Genomic DNA, 19,281 nt, shown 5'->3' with positions numbered 1-19,281 from the left:
AATGAGTGAGCTGTGAACTAGCGCACCGAGAAGGCTTCGCTGAATCGACGGGTCACAGGCTCAATAATGAAGGATAGAATTGATTTCTTGCGAGTCACAATATCAGCCGTCGCTGCCATTCCTGGCGTAAGTTCAACATCTCGCCCTCGCACGGGGATCATCTTTTTACTCAACAGGACTTTGGCGGGAAACACCGGACCCATATCGCGCCCGTTTTCGTCTTTCTCCACCACGGCGTTTGGACTAACATCTACTACTTCGCCCTCAATTACACCAAACTCTTGATAGGGAAAGGTGGCTAATTTCACTTTGGCTTTTTGTCCAGCATGAATAAAGCCAATGTCTCGGTTCAGCACTTTAACTTCTAAAACTAGATTCTGATCGCGCGGGGATACAGATAACAGTTCTTCGCCCTGCTGAATCGAACCTTGAGTCGCTTTGACGTTGTAGATTGTGCCATCGAATGGGGCTTTAATGGTTTCACGATCGCTGCGTTGTTTCTTGGTGACTTCAATTTCGCCCCGCTTTTTCGTCAATTCTTCACGACGCTGATTCAGTTGCGTCAGGATTTCACCTTGTCGCTGAGGCGCTAACCCTCTCGCTGTGCTTTTTGCACCTTGGTAGGCTTGCTGCGCCTGTTGAATGCGATCGCGCTGGGCATCGATTTCTTTGTCGAGCGACACGATCTGAGTTTCAGCATCAGTAATTTGAGTGGCTGCCGTCGTGACTTGCTGCGAGGCCTGGGCAACTTGCTGTCTCGAGTTAAGTAGCTCTAGGTGAGGCACGGCTCCGCTATTTTCGAGGCTACTGAGCCGCTTTTCGCGTTCCCGTGCGATCGCTAGACTGCTCTCGGCATCCACCTTGTTCGATTTAGCGTTCTTCAAGGTTGCATAAGCACCCGCTAAGCTCTCCTGAAACCGCTCTAGACGGGTTTGGGCCTCACTCACAGTGGCGACTTGACGATTAGCCTCTGCCACGGCTGCCGCCTGCTTATCTAGAAACTCTTGCTGACGCGCCGCCTGCAATTGATTTTGTTCGGTGTTGCCGACGTTGGCTTGCCCTCGGTTTTCTGACTCTAATCGGGCAATATCTTCCTCAATCTTCTTTGCCTCTTGGGTCAGGCTGTCAATACTAGTTTCGGCGGCTCCTGGATCAATCGTAATCAACAGATCGCCTTTCTTAATCGTATCGCCCGCTTTGACCTTGATATCTGTAATAGCGCCAGCGCTGGTGGCTCGCAGCGGACGAACTTCGGTCGATGGAACTAGCTTTCCGTTGGCGTTGGCGACTTCATCCACTTCGCTAAAATGTGCCCAAGCGATCGTGCCGACCACCAACACACTAATGGTTCCGGCTAGAAACCGCGTGTAAAAGGGCGGCAATTCTTGAACAGCTTTACCTAACTCAAAAGATAAAGACTCCTCTGGATTGGCAAGACGTTGTTTGACTTGCTGTGAGTGAGCGGGGTTGGAGGATAAGGAAATCTTCATGTCTATCTTAGGTAGAGCGGTGAGGGACTGTTAGATAATGCTTGAGTGGGGAGCAGGATTCGGACGCCGTTATTACTATTAAGACTCAGATTTCCCGAGTTGAATTACTTTTTCACGACATTCATTATGGACTACGTATTTGCTCTTCTGCGGGTGATCCTCCACACACTTCACCCATTTTTGGTTCCTATCTGCTTTGCTTTCACTTGGGGCTTCATTTTTCTGACGGTGTGGAATGTCTATTCCTCGGTTCGGGAGACTACCCAAACCGTGAAGCGATTGCATCAAATTCCCTGCGCGAACTGTCAGTTTTTCACAGGTGATTATAATCTCAAATGTACGGTGCGTCCGACAGATGCTTTATCGGAAGACGCCATCTCATGTCCTGATTATTCTCCCAACCCAACGTCTTAACTAGCAGAACACGGTAGGATAAAACCAGTTTTCTGCTGGTGTTATGCTTGTTCGACCGTTAAATGACTGCCCAGAATTCATTGCAGGCGATCGCACGAGGTTGCGCGAGCTGCTGCATCCTGATAAGCAGGCGATCGAGTTGCGCTACAGTTTAGCTCATGCGATCGTAGAGATCGGAGAAACCTCAATTCCTCACGCGCTCACCACGTCAGAGGTGTACTACATTCTCAGTGGCACAGGCGTAATGTACATCGACGATGAAACTCAGAGCGTAAAGCCTGGGGATACGATTTATATTCCGCCCAATGCGAGACAGTGTATTCACAATAGTGGTGATGAGGCGTTGGTATTTATTTGCATTGTTGATCCCGCGTGGCGTAAGGAAGATGAAACAATCTTCAGTTAAGCAGAGGTGGAGATGATGCCAAGACGATTTGAAGTTCTTCCTCATGATGTGAAGTGGCAACGTGACTTTGAAATTGAATCAAAACAGGTTGCTTTAGCGTTAGGAGAGAATGTGGTGGCAGTTCATCACATCGGCAGCACAGCTATTCCAAATATTTACGCTAAGCCCATTATTGATTTATTGGTTGAGGTAAATGAACTGACTGGGGTCGATCAGCGTAGCTCAGCGATGGAGGAATTGGGCTATGAAATTATGGGTGAGATGGGGATTCTTGGTCGTCGCTACTTTCGCAAAGATAACAAAGAGGGAGTGAGGACATATCATGTGCATACCTTTAGGGCGGCTTCTCCTAACATAGAGCGACACTTAGCGTTTCGAGACTACATGACTGCCCATCCTGACCTCGCTCAGCACTACAGTAACCTCAAGCGCGAGTTAGTGAAGCAACTTGATCCGAGCGATATCGAAGGCTACATGGACGGTAAGGACGAGTTTATCAAGGAGATGGAGAAGCGAGCAATCGAGTGGAGACGGTTGCAGCACGATTGTGGAGTACGGCAAGACCAGAGATAGTTGTCTTGCAACCAATGCAAATCCTCTCATAGTGAATGCGATCGCGTTCGTTACCAGCCCCAACCTCCTGCTAACCAACCTAAACCTTCTCGTTAGCAAACCAACCCCTCTGGTTGGCAATCTCAACCTCGTGGTTGACAACACAATCCCTCTGGTAACGACACAAGAAATTAATTAGATTTACGGAACTGCTACAGCAGCCACAAACAAGCTTTGGTAAAGCTCATCCAAATTCTGTGAAGTTAAAATTCCTGCTTCCGAAGCATTTCTGAGACTGCCTCAAAATCTTCTTGAAAAAAATATGATTTCTTGTGTCTTCTGCTGACCCGAAAAGCAGGGCGAGTAGGTCAAACTAGCGCTATACACCTGACTCAGGGAACCCTACTTATGACTCGCCCTAAAAAGACATCCCGCATGTTAGAGCGCATTGAACTGCGCGTTGCCGGACTGCAAGCCATCGATCCGCTCATGACCTTTGGCGACGATCGCGATTTAAAAAACATCGCTCAACTGATCGAGCAGTTACGCAACAAAATTAGTGCCTACAACACCGCGCTATCCGTGATCGATTCCTCTAAAGCTGAGATTCACACCTTAGAAACCACGCTGAACGATCTTGCCGAAAAAATGCTGATTGGCGTGGCGTTCAAATACGGCAAAGACAGTAGTGAATATGAGATGGCCGGGGGAGTGAAGAAGAGCGATCGCATTCGTCGCAGCACCGCTAGTCGCCTTAAAGCCAAAGCAGAGGAGGTTTCTGCGACGGCTCTCTAGAATTCTAGAACGTCTGTAGAGCAGGTTTGCAATCTCTAATCTCTCTTCTTTGCGGTGAGCGAAAAGGGAAGCAAAGCGCAACACATCTCGAATCTGCTGTTAATTTCTGCAAAAACGAATTAAAACGCGCTACGCTTAACAGCAAGCTAACACCGCTTAGCCAAAGACTTCGTTCGGTGAACCAACTTCATTCTTCCTCCCCCAAATTTGTCTCTCCCGATTGGCACGGCACTCTATTTCTGAAGTTTGCCAACCGCAACGGTGCAACGGTGCTAACTGAGAACTTGGGACAGGCTCCTCTCAAGGTACAGCGCCCCTTCTACCCAGAGGGTGATGAAGTTTGTCACGGCGTCATCATGCATACCGCAGGCGGAATCGTGGGCGGCGATCGCTTATCCCTCGATCTCCGCCTCCACCCCAACAGCCGCGCTCTCATCACCACCCCTGCCGCCGCCAGAATTTACCGCACGAACGGCAGAGAAGCCCGTCAGACTATTGAGATTAACGTAGACGAAGGCGCAGTTTTAGAATGGTTGCCGCAAGATACGATCGTATTTGACGGCGCTCTCTATCGCCAAGATCTACGCATTAATCTTGCACCCAACGCCCACTGGATCGGCTGGGACATGACTCGATTTGGACGCACCGCCAGAGGAGAGCGATTTACCAGTGGCATGTGGCGATCGCACACCGAAGTTTGGCAGCAAGGTCGCCCGCTGTGGATTGACAGACAATGGCTTCCTGGCCATGAAGCTATACTTAACAGCCCGCACGGACTGGCAGGATGCCCCGTGGTGGGCAGTTTTGCGTACCTTGGTCAACCTGTGAACCCTGATCTTGTGCAAGACATGCGATTGCTTTGGTCAGGCACTGCTGGAGAAACAGGTGTCACTCGCTTGCAATCGGGATTACTGTGCCGATATCGCGGTGCTTCTACAATAGAAATGCGCCAGTGGTTCATTGCCGTTTGGCGACTGCTCCGAGAAACGATGTTCGATCGTTCAGTCTGCATTCCTAGAGTTTGGCAACTGTAGCTGAGGTAATGCCCATGATCACCCTTCCTATCGAGCTTCCCATCGAACAAATTACTGAATTTTGTCAACGAAACCCAATTCAGAAACTCTCACTCTTCGGCTCAATTTTGAGGGAGGATTTTCACTCAGAAAGCGACATCGATATGCTAGTAGAATTCATTCCCAACAGCAAAATTGGTTATTTTGAGCTGATTGGAATGGAAATGGAACTTACCGAAATGCTCAAGCGCAAAGTCGATCTTCGCACACCTGCAGAACTCAGCCGCTATTTCCGTCAAAAAGTTCTAGATTCTGCACAAGTTATCTATGTTCATTGATGATAAAGCGCGTCTGCATCATATGCTGAACGCAGCCCGTGAAGCGGTTGAATTTGTAGAGAATAAGAGCCGTTCTGAGATAGACACGAACAAAATGTTGACACTTGCTATATGTCGCTGTTTTGAAATAATTGGAGAAGCGGCTTCACGAATCACAAAGGAGCGACAGAGAGAATTAACACAAATTCCTTGGTCAACTGTTATTAGTATGCGGAATCGTATCATTCACGATTACTTCAATATTGATTTAGATATTCTATGGGACACAACTACACAAAATTTACCTCAACTCATCGCTGAACTTGAGACTATTATTGCTGCTGACTGTGAGGAGTAACCATGCAATTAACGCCCCAAGAGAAAGACAAACTTCTGATTTTTACGGCTGCACTATTGGCAGAACGGCGCAAAGCGAGAGGAGTGAAGCTGAACTATCCCGAAGCGATCGCGTTTCTGTCCGCCGCTATTTTAGAAGGCGCAAGAGACGGACAGACCGTTGCTGAGCTGATGAACTACGGAACCACTCTCCTCGGTCGGGAGGATGTCATGGACGGCATTTCTGAGATGATTCACGAAGTCCAAGTCGAAGCCACCTTTCCCGACGGAACAAAGTTAGTCACCGTTCACAACCCAATTCGCTAACGTCACGCAAGGAGTAGCACCGCTATGATTCCAGGAGAACTATTTGTCGAAGACGGCGAAATTGAACTAAATGCTGGGCGAGAAACGCTGACATTATCAGTGGCAAATAGCGGCGATCGACCGATCCAAGTCGGCTCTCATTTCCACTTCTACGAAGTCAACGCCGCGTTAGAGTTTGACCGAGAGCAAGCCCGTGGACGGCGGCTCGATATTCCAGCAGGAACCGCCGTGCGGTTTGAGCCAGGAGATACACGAGAGGTGACGCTAGTTCCCCTAGTGGGTACTCGTGAGGTGTATGGCTTTAATGCCAAGATTGAAGGAGCCTTGGACGCAAAACCAAAGAAGAGTAAAAAGAAGTCTAAATCCTAGTATCTACTTCAGTGGAGTTTGGCAATGAACTTGAAAGATTTGCGCCGTTTAAACTCAGAATACCTTGCCACTATCAAAAGCGTCATGACGCTGCTCAAAGATCCTGAACAAACCGAATCGGTCTACGACGTGGAAGATGCATTACGGCGATCGCATCCGCAAACGCTCGCCGCATCCGTAAAACACATGCTGGCTGATCCGCAAGTTGCACAGCTTGCTCAAGAGCGCTACCTGCCTCCGGCTCCAGACATTGAAAGGCTCCTAACGTATCCGCCTCACTCTTTGGGATTCGCCTTTGCCAATTACATTTCATCGTCAGGATTCGACCCAGGATTCTATCGAAAACTCGATGTGGTTGATGATGCAACCTATCTTCTGTTTCGCCTCAGACAAACCCATGACATTTGGCACGTCGCTACCGGATTCAGTGTCGATGTTCCCGGAGAACTCGGTCTCAAATCCTTTGAGGTTGCTCAAACTCGTCGCACGCTATCTGGTGTTCTGATTGCAGGAGCCTTCCTGCAAACCTTGCTCAGCAATCCAGACGGATTAGATAAATTGCTCGATCGCATTGCTTCAGGCTATCGCATGGGTGCAAAAGCAAAGCCGTTACTTGCCCAAAAGTGGGAAGAGCAGTGGGAAAAACCAGTCGAAGAGATTCGCGAAGAGTTGAACCTTGAACCAATGCCAGTTTACGTTCCTTGATTCACACAGATTCATACATAATGTACAAACTGTACGACTTTGCGCTATCCGGTAATTGCTATAAAATTCGGCTGCTGCTGACTCAACTAAATCTTCCCTTCGAGAAGATTGCCGTCAATATTGTTGATCAGGAAACTCATTCGCCCGATTTTCTACAAAAGAATCCAAACGGCAAAGTTCCTGTTTTGGAAACTGAATCGGGCGTCTTTCTGACCGAATCAAATGCTATTTTGACCTATTTAGCTGATGGAACGGCGTTCTTTCCACGCGATCGCCTCGAACAAACTGAAATTCTAAAATGGCTGTTCTTTGAGCAATCTAGCCTCGGTGCAAATCTGTCTCGTCCTCGCTTTTGGATTTCAGTTGCCAAGCAAGCCGAACAGTTCGCATCCCTGATTGCTTATCATCAGCGGTTAGGTAATGCTGCTCTTAAGGTAATGAATGAACATTTAACGCAACATCCGTTTTTGGTTGGAGAGCGCTATACGATCGCTGATATTGCGAACTATGCGTACACTCATGTTGCAAATCAAGGTGGCTACGACATGAGCCAATATCCGGCGATCGCGCACTGGTGCGATCGCGTCTCATCTCAACCCAATTACATTTCCATTCATCCATAACGGTTCAGTATTTGTAGTAAAACTGTTGGGGAACTATCAATGTGAGTGATCACAACGTGCATCCAAAGAGATTATTGTGAACGCTAAAAAATTCGGCTTCCGCAAAAAAACATCTCAAAAGCTCACTGCCTTGGGGATAGTCATTATTGCAATATTAGTCGCGATCGACAATTGGCTGCCCTACTCACTCCTCAGCCATTACAAATGCCCAGTTAATTCTCAGCCTCAAATTCTGAGGCAATATGGTGCAATTGCGGAAACCATTCAGTTCTCTGTTGCAGATGGAACTCAAGTTTCTGGATGGTGGATTCCAGCAAAAACCAGATCTTCAAAACCTCCTATTACGCTGATCTTGCTTCACGGACTCGGTGGCACTCGGCAAGACTTATTAGAATTTGCGCTTCCGCTCTGGAAAAAAGGAATAAACTTAGCCGCAATCGACTTGCGAGGACATGGAAACAGTAGCGGTGAATTTTTCACCTACGGCTTTAACGAATGGAAAGAAGTCAGTGGACTGATTGACAATTTACAGCAGCGAGGAGCCAAACGTATGGCTGTGCTTGGTATCTCGGCAGGCGGAGTAGTTGGCATATCTGCTGCGGCTCATGACACCCGCATTCACTCTCTTGTCACCATTGGTGCATTTGCCGATCTCGACCAAATGATTACCCGACGATCGCCCTGGTTGCCAGCACTTTGGCGCGATCGCGCCAAAGCGAACGCAGAACAAATGGGGCAGTTTCGGATCAAAGACGTATCTGCGATCGCTAACGTGCAAAAAATAACCTGTCCTATCCTCATCACTCACGGAACCGCAGACGACTACATTCTTTTTGAAGATGGGCAATCGCTCTACCGTTCTGCACCTGAGCCTAAAATGTTTTATGCAATCCAGTCTGCCAATCACGCCAATATGCTTTGGAAAGAAAAACAAAAACTTCAAACACAGATTTTTAACTTCATTCAAGCCAACACTGAATACGATATAGAATCGAACACGCAGTAAAGTAGCGTCATCCAGCGAACACACAGTAGCGCGCTAAGCGCCGATCGCAACTTCATGGGGCCTCGTTTCACCTAAACTCAATCACATCACCATCACACAGTAGAAAACCGATTCGCGATCAGCGCGTCTCTAAAATCGTGCCTTTGGGACACGTATGGTAAATTCGGATTAAAAATCAGAGCTTAGTCTCCAGAGGACTCCCCATGAGCTACCGCATGAATCGCCGCGCTTACGCTGAAACGTTTGGTCCGACTGTGGGCGATCGCGTCCGATTAGCCGACACGGAACTGATCATCGAAGTCGAACAGGACTACACAACCTATGGTGAAGAAGTCAAGTTTGGCGGCGGTAAGGTGATTCGTGATGGCATGGGACAATCTCCCATTACAAACGAAGATGGAGCCGTCGATGCTGTGATTACCAATGCGCTAATCCTTGATTGGTGGGGCGTGGTCAAAGCAGATATCGGCATTAAAGACGGTAAGATTGCGGCGATCGGCAAAGCTGGAAATCCTTACATTCAAGATAATATCACCATTATTATTGGGCCTGGAACTGAGGCGATCGCAGGCGAAGGCATGATCCTCACCGCAGGCGGCATCGATACTCACATTCACTTTATTTGTCCGCAGCAGATCGAAGTTGCGATCGCATCGGGGATCACGACGATGATTGGCGGCGGAACTGGGCCTGCCGCAGGCACAAACGCCACAACCTGCACTCCCGGACCTTGGAACATCTATCGAATGCTGCAAGCCGCCGACGCCTTCCCGATGAACATTGGATTTCTGGGCAAAGGCAACACAAGCCAACCCGCCGCTCTCGAAGAACAAATTAAAGCAGGCGCAATGGGCTTAAAGCTGCATGAAGATTGGGGCACGACGCCCGCTGCGATCGATACCTGTTTAACCGTCGCCGATGAGTATGATGTGCAAGTTGCAATTCACACCGATACCTTAAATGAAGCCGGATTTGTGGAAGATACGATCGCGGCATTCAAGCATCGCGTCATTCACACTTATCACACTGAAGGCGCGGGCGGTGGACACGCGCCCGACATCATCAAAGTGTGCGGTGAATCTAATGTTTTACCCTCCTCAACGAATCCCACCCGTCCTTACACCCTCAACACATTAGACGAACACCTTGACATGCTGATGGTGTGTCACCATCTCGATCCCAGCATTCCTGAAGACGTTGCCTTTGCAGAATCTCGGATCAGACGAGAAACGATCGCAGCAGAAGATATTCTGCACGATATGGGCGCGTTTAGTATGATATCGTCCGACTCCCAAGCAATGGGACGTATTGGAGAAGTCATCATCCGCACGTGGCAAACGGGACACAAAATGAAAGTTCAACGTGGCGCGTTAGCAGGAGATACAACACGCCACGACAATCACAGAGCGAAGCGCTACATCGCAAAATATACGATCAATCCTGCGATCACCCATGGCATCGCTCAGCATGTCGGTTCGGTTGAACCTGGCAAAATTGCAGATTTATGTTTGTGGCGTCCGGCAATGTTTGGCGTTAAACCAGAAATGGTGATCAAAGGGGGAATGATTGCGTGGTCACAAATGGGAGACGCAAATGCAAGTATTCCAACACCACAACCCATTCATATGAGACCGATGTTTGGCAGTTTTGGAGGCGCGATCGCAGCTACGTCCTTCACCTTCATCTCCCAAACCGCGCTTAAAAAAGGCATCCCTGACAAACTCAATTTGCAAAAAACAGCCCTTGCGGTGTCTGGCATTCGCACACTGAGCAAGCGCGATATGAAACTCAACGACGCTATGCCTCAAATGGAAGTCGATCCTGAAACCTACGAAGTCCGCGCTGACGGAGAACTACTCACCTGCGAACCTGCAACTGTGCTGCCAATGGCGCAGCGATACTTTTTGTTTTAAGTCGTTCCTTTTTTATGACACCACCAATTTTTCTGCTACAGCGTAAACTTCTTGCGTGAAAGGATGGCTAGGGTACTGCAAGCAAAACACACCACTACTAGCAAGTTGTAGCATCTCCTCGTTTTCTTGGAAGAGTCCTGCTACCAATGCTTCGTAGTTCGCTTCTACCTGCTGCCGAATGGTGTCACGATCAAAAGCTTTGGGCATTTTATTGACGAGCAGCATGAGGCTGGGAACGTCCAACTTTCGAGCAACCTCTAGCGTTACTGCTGTTCCTAAATAATCTTGACGATCGGGACGGAGAATAACGATCATCGCGTCAGAAATTGCGATCGACAATAGAGTTTCTTCGTTGAGACCAGGATGCGTATCAATGAACAGAAAATCCAGGTTTAACCGATCTAAAAGTTCTTGAAAACCATCATTCAAAAGCCCAACATCAAATCCTTCGCGTAGAACTTTAGCAATTTCGCCTGCCTTTAAACTTGAAGGAACCAGAAAGATTTTGCCAGCGATCGCAGCCGCCTCCCCATTAGCATCCTTTAAGTGAGGAGTCACATCGTAGGCGGTTTGCTCAAGGGCGCAATTTCCCCAAAGATAATCATTCAACGAGTGAGTAATCTTCTCTTCGCTTAAACCAAAAATGACATGAATTCCGGGCGATTGAATATCGGTATCAACAATGCAGACGCGTTTTCCTTGGCTGGCGACAGCAGTAGCAATATTTGCAGTGAGGTTAGATTTGCCCGTACCGCCCCGAAAAGAATGAATAGAAATGATTTGAGACATGGCAACTTCTTTGTCCGAATCGGTTGCCATTAGTATGGGAAAACTTGTGATGAAACTATCAGAGAACTTTAGTTAATCAGGCTTTAGTTAATCAAATTTAATTGATAGATCAACTAGTAGATTAACTGGTAAATCAACTGTTGAAAAGCAGAGGCAACAGTAGGAGTGCATTCTGCAATTTTAGAGATGATTCGTCAAAAGAATTTACTGTCGATTTCTTCGCAGTTGTCCTGCCCGTTGCTGTAGCTGTTGGAAGTATTCAGTTTCAGTAATCTCCGCGACCTGCCGCGATCGCTTGGCAACATCGACTTCAAGGCGTAGTTCCTGTAATTGTTGTTGCAGTTTTTCTTCACGGGCTTTTGCTTCTCGCACTTGCTGTCGGTAGAATTGGGCATTTGCGATCGCTTGCGCGGCCTGAGAAGCAACGGTAGACAAAAGTTTGAAATGTTGCGCCGTGTAATGGATGGTTTGGCAATGGATAACGTTCATGACTCCAATTATGCCTTGCTCAGTTTTAAGCGGAACGGTGATGAATGCTTTGATGGTCTGCAACTCTGAGGATGACGGATTGTTTGCATCGGTGGCAACTTCGTTAACAATTTCGCCTTTTGCGGTTGCTAAAACGGTTGCGGCAAAGTGCTTGATGGCAGTGTGATTAACGTTATTAAGGCTGAAGATGCTACCAGCATCTTTGGTTGCTGAATCAGTGAGCAAAATAGCAGCATCCGTGGCAGGAATTAACTTGTGGACTTCGGTGAGAACGGTTTGGCAAACAATCGTAATGTCTAAACTTGCCGTTAGCTTTTCAGAAAGGTTATAGAGCAAGTTGATTTCGCGGTACTGGTCTAAGACTTCATCTGCTAAGGTTTTGAGTTCTAATTCTCGATCGCATAAGGCGCTCAAAACAGTTGCAACGATCTCTGAATCTCCACTGCCTATAGTCCAGCCAATCTGCCTTTCGCCCACCAGCACCGGATACTTCTCAGTTTGAGCTGAATTTGGCTGTCCTGCAAGCAGCGTTCCAGATGCGTCATAAATTTGCACAGGCGCACTAAGCCCATTAAGCAACGTCCCGATCGTTGCTCCTGATTTTTTGAGAACACGCTTTAAGTTAACTTGCACCATTTGCTGATCAGTTTAAGTGACTGAATTGAGCTAGTGTGCCCATCTATTGCAAGAAGTAATAATTCTCTAAAACTGAATTTCTACGAATTCAAACAAATTTGGGGCTTCCTGTAGTGCAGTGGGCATTCTGAAAGCGGATTGCTCAAACCTCGATCGATTGGGAATGCAGAAAACTCATGACAGATTCAGTCATTCAGAAAGCGATCGCACTTCTTCTTCTGATTGTGGTGGGTTATTTGCTCAAACACAAATTTAACACCGATGCGTCAGTTGGAGCGATTAGAGCCTTTATTCTCAATGCTGCACTCCCTGCAACTATTTTTTTATCTACGATCGAGATTGATACCAACCTAGATTTAGTGCTGTTGCCTTCCTTTGCTTTGGCGGTCAATCTCTACTTGATGATCATCGGGTGCGGTCTAGCGTATCTGCTACTTCCTAACACTGACAAATCTAAAAGGCGCGCTCTAATTCTATTGTTTCCTTCACTCGCACCCGGATTAACGGTGTATCCGTTTGTTGAGCAATTTCTAGGAAGCCAAGGACTTGCTTGGGCAGCTTTAGCTGACATGGGTAACAAAGTTTTTGTATTGATTGGCTTGTATGTATTAGCAATTATTTGGTATCAGAAAACTGCTCAACATTTTAATTCTAAACTTAAGCCACAGTGGCAGCAGATTGGAATGTTTTTGCTGAATGAGCCTGTTAATATTGCCATTGTATTTGGTGTTGCTTTTGCTGCTTTTCATCTTAACTCTACTTCTCTTCCGCTTGCCTTGTTAGACACGATTCAGAAACTCGCGCTTTGTGCAACACCTCTCATTCTATTTTATGTCGGAATTTCGCTCAAATTGGAGTCTTTGCAGTTTGGCACAATTCTAATGGTGCTCCTGGCAAGGGCAGGAGTGGGGTTTTTATTCAGCGGGGCTGCGATCGCGTTGCTTCGTCCTGCTGCGGAGGTCACGATGCTCTTGGTTGCTTTACCGCAGGCGTCTTGCAGTTTGTGGCCCCTGATTCATGCTACTCGAATTAATCAGCAAAATTCAGAGGAAAACCATCAACTGTTCTTTGATACCGAATTTGCTACAGCCTTGCTAGCGATGTCTTTTCCGTTTTCAATTTTTGTGCTGTTAGTTGTTTTCTCTAGCGGTTGCTTCTTTAATTCGTCTATGCATCTCACCTTTGTAGGAAGTACTTTTCTAGGTGTATTTAGCATGTTGCTGATATTGAAGCAGTTGCCGATCGCATTGCAGAATTCAACGGCGGTTAGCGTTGCGCTAAAAAATCCAGACGCACCCAAACCAACGGCTCAAGAACTCACTGAAGACAAGTTACCCTCGCGCGATTTAAGACAAGATGTTCAATTTTTACGGTCTTATACTCAACAGAACTATCAATTAAAAGATCTTGATCAAGTAATCACTCGATACTTGCACTCAGAAATTAGTGATCCCAATGTTGCTCTACAAATTCAATATCGTGTCAAAGGACGGTTGCTGATTATATTAGGTGAACATAAGAACGGTAGTTTTATAGATTTAGAAATCATATCTCAACGTTTTAAAAAAGAAATTGAATCGCTAGAACTAAATCTTATTGATCGAATTCGGCTTTACTTCAGAGTCGTGGAACAGAAAGAACCCTATACGTGTTATTTCTTCATCCCGAATTCTAACTCTAACAACTCCTGCATTGCTAAGGCTTAAAACCAAACATGATCCCTCTATCCTGGCTTAAACGCAAAAAACGTCAACCCAACGATGAACCCTTAAATCGCAATAGAATCGTCTCTGTGCTCTTAGTTGGTGGTTCAATTGCGGCTGTTGGAATCGTCGCCTTCACTAGCTATTGGGTCGTCCGAGGTTTGATTCTCAATACACTGAAACACAATGCGCTTCTGAAAGTGGAAAAAGCAGGAAGCGAGATCGATACTTGGTTAGCAAAACAGCTGGGTGGAGTTGAAACGTTAGCGAGTAGCTATGAAGTACGATCGATGAATTGGGACATTGCAGAACCTTTTTTGCAATTGGAGCAGGATCGGTTGGCTGACTTTTGGATGTTTATTCTCGTCAATCCGGATGGAACATATTACACGACACGTGTTGGACTTGCTAAAGGGCAAAATCTCAGCGATCGCGAATATTTTCAACGCGCGATGAAAGGTGAGCCGAATGTATCGGATATGATCATCTCTCGAACAACGGGCAAGCGTCAGATCAATATTTCCGTTCCTGTGTGGTCGTTTCCCCGCGCAAACTACGCTCAAATTCCTGATGATAGAGCTGATATTCGCTCCAAAAGTCTATCGTCCTATAACCTTCCTAACGATCTATCACAACAACCAAAAGTGATTGGCAACTTAGCAGGTAATATTCCCACCGCCCATGTTTCCCAAGTCGTTGCCGACACTCAACTCGGAAAAGGCAGCTATGCTTTTGCACTTGATTCTAAAGGTGTTCCGATCGCTCATCCCAATTCCAAACTCACCGAAGGCACTCAAAGCTTTTTAGATAGCGCGAATCCAGCATTAGCCAAAATCGCGCGGGCGATGATTGATCGGCAGCACAGCGTTAATTTGATGCGGCTCGATGATCAATGGGTTTATGTGGCTTATGCCCCAATTCAAAAGACAGATTGGTCAGTAGCGTTGGTGATTCCACGGGAGAATGTAGAGCAGCAATTAGATGCTCTACATTTGCTTGCCATCGTCGTCGGAACACTGTTGGCATTGGCAATTCTCATTGCCTTACAACAACTGCGTCAACTAGAAGAAACCCGTGATCGCGCCATTCAGGAATCACGTCTAAACAAACAACTCGCGCAGACTAGCACTCAGCTTCAAGACGCTCTGGCTTATCTGGGAGCCATTATGGATACGTTGGTCGATGGATTGTTAGTCACTGACATTAATGGCAAAATCACGCGCTGTAATCCTGCTCTGTCTAAAATGTTTGGCATCGAATCTACTGATTTAGCACAGCAAGATGCCGCGATCGTGTTTAGCCACGAGATCACTGATTTAATTGCTCAAACTCAACAGCATCCCCATCAGGTTTTTACGGCTGAGATTGCCTTGAACGACGGTGGTATCGGTAAAGCTGTTGCAACCGTGATTCTGAAGACCGCTCAATCTGAGAGCGAAGGAACGTTAGACCGCTCCGCGATCGGTTCTGTAATTCTGATTCGCGACATCACCTCAGAGAAAGAAGTGGATCAAATGAAGACCGATTTCATTTCGACAGTTTCTCATGAACTAAGAACGCCCTTAACTTCGGTATTGGGCTTTGCCAAAATTATTAAAAAGAAACTCGATGAAGTCGTCTTTCCAGCAGTTGCCAGCGAAGAAAAGAAGGTGTTGCGAACAATCCGGCAAGTTGAAGACAATATTGACATCATCGTATCGGAAGGAATGCGCTTGACCTCACTGATCAATGATGTGTTAGACATTGCCAAAATGGAAGCGGGCAAAGTTGATTGGAAGATGGAAGTGCTGAATGTGAGTAAAGTAATTGAACACGCGATCGCGTCGACCTCTGCGCTCTTTCAAGCCGAACATCTCGAACTGATTCAGCAAATCGAACCAGAATTACCAAACGTAATAGGCGATCATGATCGGATTGTTCAAGTTGTGATCAATCTGATTTCCAATGCGGTTAAATTCACTGATCATGGCTCTGTCACGTGTAAAGCAATTCGCATTGGAGATCATGTCTGCATGAGTGTGATTGATTCGGGCGCTGGAATTGCGGCGGACGATCATCAGAAAGTGTTTGAAAAATTTAAGCAAGTGGGAGACACCTTAACCGATAAGCCAAAAGGAACTGGGTTAGGATTGCCGATTTGCCAACAAATCGTCGAGCATCATAACGGCAAGATTTGGGTTGAGAGCGAACTTGGAAAGGGCAGCACATTTTCGTTTACGCTTCCAATCAAAGTCGAGACGAATCTAGTCCAAAAAATTGATTTCAGTACCTTGGTGCAGCAACTTCGAGAGCAAGTGATTCACCAGGATTCTGAGACAAATCGATCGCAAAAAACGATTCTTATCGTTGATGATGAAGCCCCAATTCGAGAACTCTTGCGGCAAAACCTAGAAGCAGAAGGCTATCAGATCTTAGAAGCCAAAGATGGTAGGGAAGCCGTTGCGATCGTTAAACAGCAAAAGCCCCATCTGATTATTCTTGATGTGATGATGCCAGATATGACAGGATTTGATGTCGCGGCGGTACTGAAACATGATCCGCAAACGATGGGCATTCCCATTATCATTTTGTCGATCGTGGATGACAAAGAACGCGGGTTACAAGTTGGTGTCGATCGCTATTTAACAAAGCCAATTAACGCTGAATTGTTGTTACATGAAGTAGATTTGCTGATTGCTCAAGGAAGCTCTCGACGTAAAGTTTTAGTCGTTGATGAAGATGAATTAGCAACTAAAACTCTAGTTGGAATTCTACAAGCGCAAGGCTTTAGCACGAGCGAAGCCTCAAACGATGCAGAATTGATCGAAAAAACACTCTCCACTCAACCTGATACGGTGATTGCTAATGCAAAGTTTTGGGAACATTCAACGGCAGTGAAAACTTTAAAGTTTGAAAAAGGACTCGAAAACGTTTTCCTTCTCTTAATTGCAGATCACAAATCTGATTCAACCTTGCCTTAAGCAACAGTTGGCGAAGTTCTTAAAATCTCTTATTCGGGGACACAAACGCTATGTCACAAAAAATCTTGATCGTTGATGATGAATTTCACATTCGTCTTCTTCTAGAACAAACACTCGAAGAATTAGAGGACCAAGGGGTCGAACTGATCACCGCTACAAACGGACATGAAGCGCTAGAAATCATTAAAGCTGAGCATCCTCAATTAGTCTTTCTCGATGTGATGATGCCTCATCTGAACGGTTTTGATGTTTGTTCTACCGTCAAAAATGAGTTGAATGTTCAAGATATTTACATCATTATGTTGACTGCAAAAGGGCAAGAGTTGGACAAGCAGAAAGGTGCGGAAGTAGGGGCAGATTTATACATGACTAAACCCTTCGATCCGGATGAAGTGCTTGAGAAGTCAATTCAGATTTTAGGTTTGTGATGCAATCAAAAAAAGCCCCTCTGGGTTAAGGGGCCTTCAGAAGCCGGAATTTTCTAGCAATTGCTCTATTAATGCAAATAGATTTGAATACCAACTACGATCGCGACTAATACTACAATTGGAACCGCGATCGCTGCCATTCCGTTATGACTTTTTACCACACGAGATTCATGGCTAACCACCGCTTTTTTAATCGTCTCGTGCATCTCTTCGCGCAATTTAACCATTTCCGATTCTAGGCTATCTGTGCTGTAGAGTTGCCGCAAGCGATCAAACGTGTCACGCGCTAGGACTAAACTGTCTTCAGGACGACGAAATAAAATATCTAGAATCTCTGTATGACCGAAGACTAACAGCTTTGAGGGTTCTACTGCCTTGGCAGTAGACGATCGAGGCTTACCATCAATCACTTCAACCTCTCCAAACACCTTACCTGCGTTCAAAGACTTCGAGACAACACTTCCCGTTTCGGGATAGGTATCAATAATTTCAATTTTGCCAGTTTTAATCAGATAAACCGTCTGGCTTTCGTCTCCTTCGCCATAAATCGTTTCGCCCGACGAATAGGTGCGCTTTTCCATAATGCTGAATTTTCACAGGAGCGATAGTTTCGCGGCTATTGTTCCCATACTGTATACAGGTCTATCGCTACAAAAAACGATAACGACAATAGGAGCATGAATGACGATGGGTATACGCCAACCCTCGTCGTCTGATCGGGGACAGCCCGGTACAAAGACGATGGCAGATCTACTGTTCCTTCCCGATCTTGAGCGCGGTTTAATGAACTGGCTGCTACGTCAGCGCTCTGTAAGTTTCATTGAGGTTACTAACTATTTGGAAGGTGAAGCGATTGACGTAGGGTACAACCCCGAAGGACCCGCGCGATCGCTGTTAGAGAAATTAGCGGCGGAAGGTTTTTTGCAGGCAACGGAATCCGAGGGACAAATCTGTTATCAGCCTTGTCTCGCTTCAAGGCGTGGTCGTCAAGTCCCCTCCAATATTTGGAATGCCCTGGATTCCTAATCGATATCAATTCTAGTTTCTTCATAAGGAGTTGCCATGATTGCAAATGAGCCTACCGTAAATCAACCCACAGCAGTGCTGCCTGCCTCACAGATTTGGCAATGGCGCGGTCATCCGATTCGCTTTCAGACTGCAGGCACTCAAGGTTCTGCTGTCCTTTTGATTCATGGATTAGGAGCGTCGAGCGACCATTGGCGTAAGAATATTCCAGTCTTAGCCGAACATCATCGAGTTTATGCGATCGATCTGATTGGTTTTGGTCAATCTGCTAAACCTGCTCCTGGAACTCCCCCTGAAAATCCGATTGAGTATCGGTTTGACACTTGGGGAGAGCAAATCACGGCGTTCTGCCAAGAAGTGATTGGGGAGCCAGTGTATTTAGTAGGAAATTCGATCGGCTGTATCGTTGCCCTGCAAGCGGCTGTCATGGCTCCTCAAAGGGTGCGGGCGATCGCGCTGCTAGATTGTGCACTGCGGTTACAACACGAGCGTAAGCTCAACTGGTATCGTCGTATCACCTTTCCCCTCGTCCAGAAAATTCTGACCTACCCTCCGATCGGACATTATTTCTTTTCAAAGTTGGCACAGCCAAAAGTAATGCGGAAGGTACTGCTGAAAGCTTATGGTCGTTCAGAAGCGGTAACAGATGAATTAATTGATATTTTGCTACAGCCCACTCAGGAGCCGGGTGCAGCAGATGTTTTCCTTTCTTTTATCACTTACTCTAAAGGGCCTCTACCAGAAGATTTATTACCCCAAATTGCTTGTCCTGTCTTGATCGCATGGGGTACGGCAGATCCATTTGAGCCATTTGCAAAAGGAAAAGCGTTGGCTGATTTTCCGATCGTTGAAGAATTCATTCCGTTAGAAGGGGTTGGGCATTGCCCTCAAGATGAAGCCCCCGAATTAGTCAATCCTATGCTGCAAAAATGGCTTGCTAAGCACGCGCAGCTATCGCCTGTCTAGATATCTACTGTTTGAGAC

General features: G+C 46.5%; 22 protein-coding genes. 18 read left to right on the top strand and 4 right to left on the bottom strand.

What is annotated here, in order from left to right:
* Positions 1-17: 17 nt before the first annotated feature.
* Positions 18-1,490 carry a beta-barrel domain-containing protein gene (locus tag AC5JLB_RS19710; protein WP_495875519.1) on the bottom strand — a complete coding sequence of 491 codons (1,473 nt, stop codon included), beginning with the start codon at positions 1,488-1,490 and terminating at the stop codon, positions 18-20.
* A gap of 126 nt (positions 1,491-1,616) precedes the next feature.
* Here AC5JLB_RS19710 and AC5JLB_RS19705 point away from each other — a divergent pair, with 126 nt between their 5' ends.
* The 13 genes from AC5JLB_RS19705 to ureC all read left to right on the top strand — a co-directional run bounded on the left by AC5JLB_RS19705 (position 1,617) and on the right by ureC (position 10,266).
* Positions 1,617-1,904 carry a hypothetical protein gene (locus AC5JLB_RS19705; protein WP_495875518.1) on the top strand — a complete coding sequence of 96 codons (288 nt, stop codon included), beginning with the start codon at positions 1,617-1,619 and terminating at the stop codon, positions 1,902-1,904.
* A 43-nt stretch (positions 1,905-1,947) separates the two neighbouring features.
* Complete coding sequence (locus tag AC5JLB_RS19700) at positions 1,948-2,310, top strand: cupin domain-containing protein (RefSeq protein ID WP_495875517.1); 363 nt, start codon at positions 1,948-1,950, stop codon at positions 2,308-2,310.
* Positions 2,311-2,322: 12 nt separating this feature from the next.
* The gene (locus tag AC5JLB_RS19695; RefSeq protein WP_495875516.1) at positions 2,323-2,883 is read left to right on the top strand and encodes a GrpB family protein; all 561 of its coding nucleotides are present in this window, start codon (positions 2,323-2,325) and stop codon (positions 2,881-2,883) included.
* A gap of 387 nt (positions 2,884-3,270) precedes the next feature.
* Positions 3,271-3,657, top strand: a complete 387-nt coding sequence (locus AC5JLB_RS19690; protein WP_495875515.1) for a hypothetical protein — start codon at positions 3,271-3,273, stop codon at positions 3,655-3,657.
* Positions 3,658-3,833: 176 nt separating this feature from the next.
* Positions 3,834-4,691 (top strand): urease accessory protein UreD, encoded by an 858-nt coding sequence (locus tag AC5JLB_RS19685; RefSeq protein ID WP_495875514.1) that lies wholly within the window; start codon positions 3,834-3,836, stop codon positions 4,689-4,691.
* A complete protein-coding gene (locus tag AC5JLB_RS19680) occupies positions 4,679-5,008 on the top strand; it encodes a nucleotidyltransferase family protein (RefSeq protein WP_495875513.1) in 330 nt (109 codons plus the stop codon). Before AC5JLB_RS19685 ends, AC5JLB_RS19680 begins: the two co-directional genes overlap by 13 nt.
* Entirely contained in the window at positions 4,998-5,345 is a 348-nt protein-coding gene (locus AC5JLB_RS19675; protein ID WP_495875512.1) for a HepT-like ribonuclease domain-containing protein, read from the top strand. The genes AC5JLB_RS19680 and AC5JLB_RS19675 overlap by 11 nt, the downstream gene beginning before the upstream one ends.
* A gap of 2 nt (positions 5,346-5,347) precedes the next feature.
* Positions 5,348-5,650: an urease subunit gamma gene (gene ureA, locus AC5JLB_RS19670; RefSeq protein ID WP_495875511.1), complete on the top strand. Its 303-nt coding sequence runs from the start codon at positions 5,348-5,350 to the stop codon at positions 5,648-5,650.
* Between the two features lie 24 nt (positions 5,651-5,674).
* Entirely contained in the window at positions 5,675-6,019 is a 345-nt protein-coding gene (locus tag AC5JLB_RS19665; protein WP_495875510.1) for an urease subunit beta, read from the top strand.
* 24 nt (positions 6,020-6,043) lie between these two features.
* Positions 6,044-6,724, top strand: coding sequence for a Coq4 family protein (locus tag AC5JLB_RS19660; RefSeq protein ID WP_495875509.1), 681 nt, complete (start codon positions 6,044-6,046; stop codon positions 6,722-6,724).
* Between the two features lie 20 nt (positions 6,725-6,744).
* Positions 6,745-7,347, top strand: coding sequence for a glutathione S-transferase family protein (locus AC5JLB_RS19655; RefSeq protein ID WP_495875508.1), 603 nt, complete (start codon positions 6,745-6,747; stop codon positions 7,345-7,347).
* A 76-nt stretch (positions 7,348-7,423) separates the two neighbouring features.
* Entirely contained in the window at positions 7,424-8,353 is a 930-nt protein-coding gene (locus tag AC5JLB_RS19650) for an alpha/beta hydrolase (protein WP_495875507.1), read from the top strand.
* Positions 8,354-8,556: 203 nt separating this feature from the next.
* Entirely contained in the window at positions 8,557-10,266 is a 1,710-nt protein-coding gene (gene ureC, locus AC5JLB_RS19645) for an urease subunit alpha (protein ID WP_495875506.1), read from the top strand.
* Positions 10,267-10,278: 12 nt separating this feature from the next.
* On the opposite strand, the gene AC5JLB_RS19640 is transcribed toward ureC, so the two are convergent.
* Together AC5JLB_RS19640 and AC5JLB_RS19635 are read right to left on the bottom strand one after the other, a co-directional pair.
* Entirely contained in the window at positions 10,279-11,085 is an 807-nt protein-coding gene (locus AC5JLB_RS19640; protein WP_495875505.1) for a MinD/ParA family ATP-binding protein, read from the bottom strand.
* 174 nt (positions 11,086-11,259) lie between these two features.
* Positions 11,260-12,180, bottom strand: coding sequence for a GAF domain-containing protein (locus AC5JLB_RS19635; RefSeq protein WP_495875504.1), 921 nt, complete (start codon positions 12,178-12,180; stop codon positions 11,260-11,262).
* A 176-nt stretch (positions 12,181-12,356) separates the two neighbouring features.
* On the opposite strand from AC5JLB_RS19635, the gene AC5JLB_RS19630 reads away from it, so the two are divergent.
* The 3 genes from AC5JLB_RS19630 to AC5JLB_RS19620 are packed head-to-tail and all read left to right on the top strand — an operon-like array spanning position 12,357 to position 17,271.
* Positions 12,357-13,886, top strand: coding sequence for an AEC family transporter (locus AC5JLB_RS19630; protein WP_495875503.1), 1,530 nt, complete (start codon positions 12,357-12,359; stop codon positions 13,884-13,886).
* Between the two features lie 8 nt (positions 13,887-13,894).
* Positions 13,895-16,843, top strand: a complete 2,949-nt coding sequence (locus tag AC5JLB_RS19625; protein ID WP_495875502.1) for a response regulator — start codon at positions 13,895-13,897, stop codon at positions 16,841-16,843.
* Between the two features lie 50 nt (positions 16,844-16,893).
* On the top strand, positions 16,894-17,271 hold the full coding sequence (locus AC5JLB_RS19620; protein WP_495875501.1) for a response regulator transcription factor: 378 nt from the start codon (positions 16,894-16,896) through the stop codon (positions 17,269-17,271).
* Positions 17,272-17,339: 68 nt separating this feature from the next.
* On the opposite strand, the gene AC5JLB_RS19615 is transcribed toward AC5JLB_RS19620, so the two are convergent.
* Complete coding sequence (locus tag AC5JLB_RS19615) at positions 17,340-17,852, bottom strand: cyclic nucleotide-binding domain-containing protein (RefSeq protein WP_495875500.1); 513 nt, start codon at positions 17,850-17,852, stop codon at positions 17,340-17,342.
* Between the two features lie 100 nt (positions 17,853-17,952).
* Between AC5JLB_RS19615 and AC5JLB_RS19610 the strand changes: the two genes are divergently transcribed.
* Together AC5JLB_RS19610 and AC5JLB_RS19605 are read left to right on the top strand one after the other, a co-directional pair.
* Entirely contained in the window at positions 17,953-18,297 is a 345-nt protein-coding gene (locus tag AC5JLB_RS19610; RefSeq protein ID WP_495875499.1) for a hypothetical protein, read from the top strand.
* A gap of 36 nt (positions 18,298-18,333) precedes the next feature.
* Positions 18,334-19,263 (top strand): alpha/beta fold hydrolase, encoded by a 930-nt coding sequence (locus tag AC5JLB_RS19605; protein ID WP_495875498.1) that lies wholly within the window; start codon positions 18,334-18,336, stop codon positions 19,261-19,263.
* Positions 19,264-19,281 lie beyond the last annotated feature (18 nt).

This window comes from Myxacorys chilensis, from assembly GCF_059505265.1.
Note: the sequence above shows the minus strand (reverse complement) of the source record. Positions and strands in the feature narration are given on the sequence as shown.

Bases quoted from the DNA above. Each gene is read 5' to 3' on its own strand.
- ureA (WP_495875511.1), top strand. From the start codon at position 5,348: ATGCAATTAACGCCCCAAGAGAAAGACAAACTTCTGATTTTTACGGCT.
- AC5JLB_RS19625 (WP_495875502.1), top strand. From the start codon at position 13,895: ATGATCCCTCTATCCTGGCTTAAACGCAAAAAACGTCAACCCAACGAT.
- AC5JLB_RS19705 (WP_495875518.1), top strand. From the start codon at position 1,617: ATGGACTACGTATTTGCTCTTCTGCGGGTGATCCTCCACACACTTCAC.
- AC5JLB_RS19665 (WP_495875510.1), top strand. From the start codon at position 5,675: ATGATTCCAGGAGAACTATTTGTCGAAGACGGCGAAATTGAACTAAAT.
- AC5JLB_RS19615 (WP_495875500.1), bottom strand. From the start codon at position 17,852: ATGGAAAAGCGCACCTATTCGTCGGGCGAAACGATTTATGGCGAAGGA.
- AC5JLB_RS19700 (WP_495875517.1), top strand. From the start codon at position 1,948: ATGCTTGTTCGACCGTTAAATGACTGCCCAGAATTCATTGCAGGCGAT.
- AC5JLB_RS19605 (WP_495875498.1), top strand. From the start codon at position 18,334: ATGATTGCAAATGAGCCTACCGTAAATCAACCCACAGCAGTGCTGCCT.
- AC5JLB_RS19675 (WP_495875512.1), top strand. From the start codon at position 4,998: ATGTTCATTGATGATAAAGCGCGTCTGCATCATATGCTGAACGCAGCC.
- ureC (WP_495875506.1), top strand. From the start codon at position 8,557: ATGAGCTACCGCATGAATCGCCGCGCTTACGCTGAAACGTTTGGTCCG.
- AC5JLB_RS19610 (WP_495875499.1), top strand. From the start codon at position 17,953: ATGACGATGGGTATACGCCAACCCTCGTCGTCTGATCGGGGACAGCCC.
- AC5JLB_RS19635 (WP_495875504.1), bottom strand. From the start codon at position 12,180: ATGGTGCAAGTTAACTTAAAGCGTGTTCTCAAAAAATCAGGAGCAACG.
- AC5JLB_RS19640 (WP_495875505.1), bottom strand. From the start codon at position 11,085: ATGGCAACCGATTCGGACAAAGAAGTTGCCATGTCTCAAATCATTTCT.
- AC5JLB_RS19655 (WP_495875508.1), top strand. From the start codon at position 6,745: ATGTACAAACTGTACGACTTTGCGCTATCCGGTAATTGCTATAAAATT.
- AC5JLB_RS19620 (WP_495875501.1), top strand. From the start codon at position 16,894: ATGTCACAAAAAATCTTGATCGTTGATGATGAATTTCACATTCGTCTT.
- AC5JLB_RS19660 (WP_495875509.1), top strand. From the start codon at position 6,044: ATGAACTTGAAAGATTTGCGCCGTTTAAACTCAGAATACCTTGCCACT.
- AC5JLB_RS19630 (WP_495875503.1), top strand. From the start codon at position 12,357: ATGACAGATTCAGTCATTCAGAAAGCGATCGCACTTCTTCTTCTGATT.
- AC5JLB_RS19695 (WP_495875516.1), top strand. From the start codon at position 2,323: ATGATGCCAAGACGATTTGAAGTTCTTCCTCATGATGTGAAGTGGCAA.
- AC5JLB_RS19690 (WP_495875515.1), top strand. From the start codon at position 3,271: ATGACTCGCCCTAAAAAGACATCCCGCATGTTAGAGCGCATTGAACTG.
- AC5JLB_RS19710 (WP_495875519.1), bottom strand. From the start codon at position 1,490: ATGAAGATTTCCTTATCCTCCAACCCCGCTCACTCACAGCAAGTCAAA.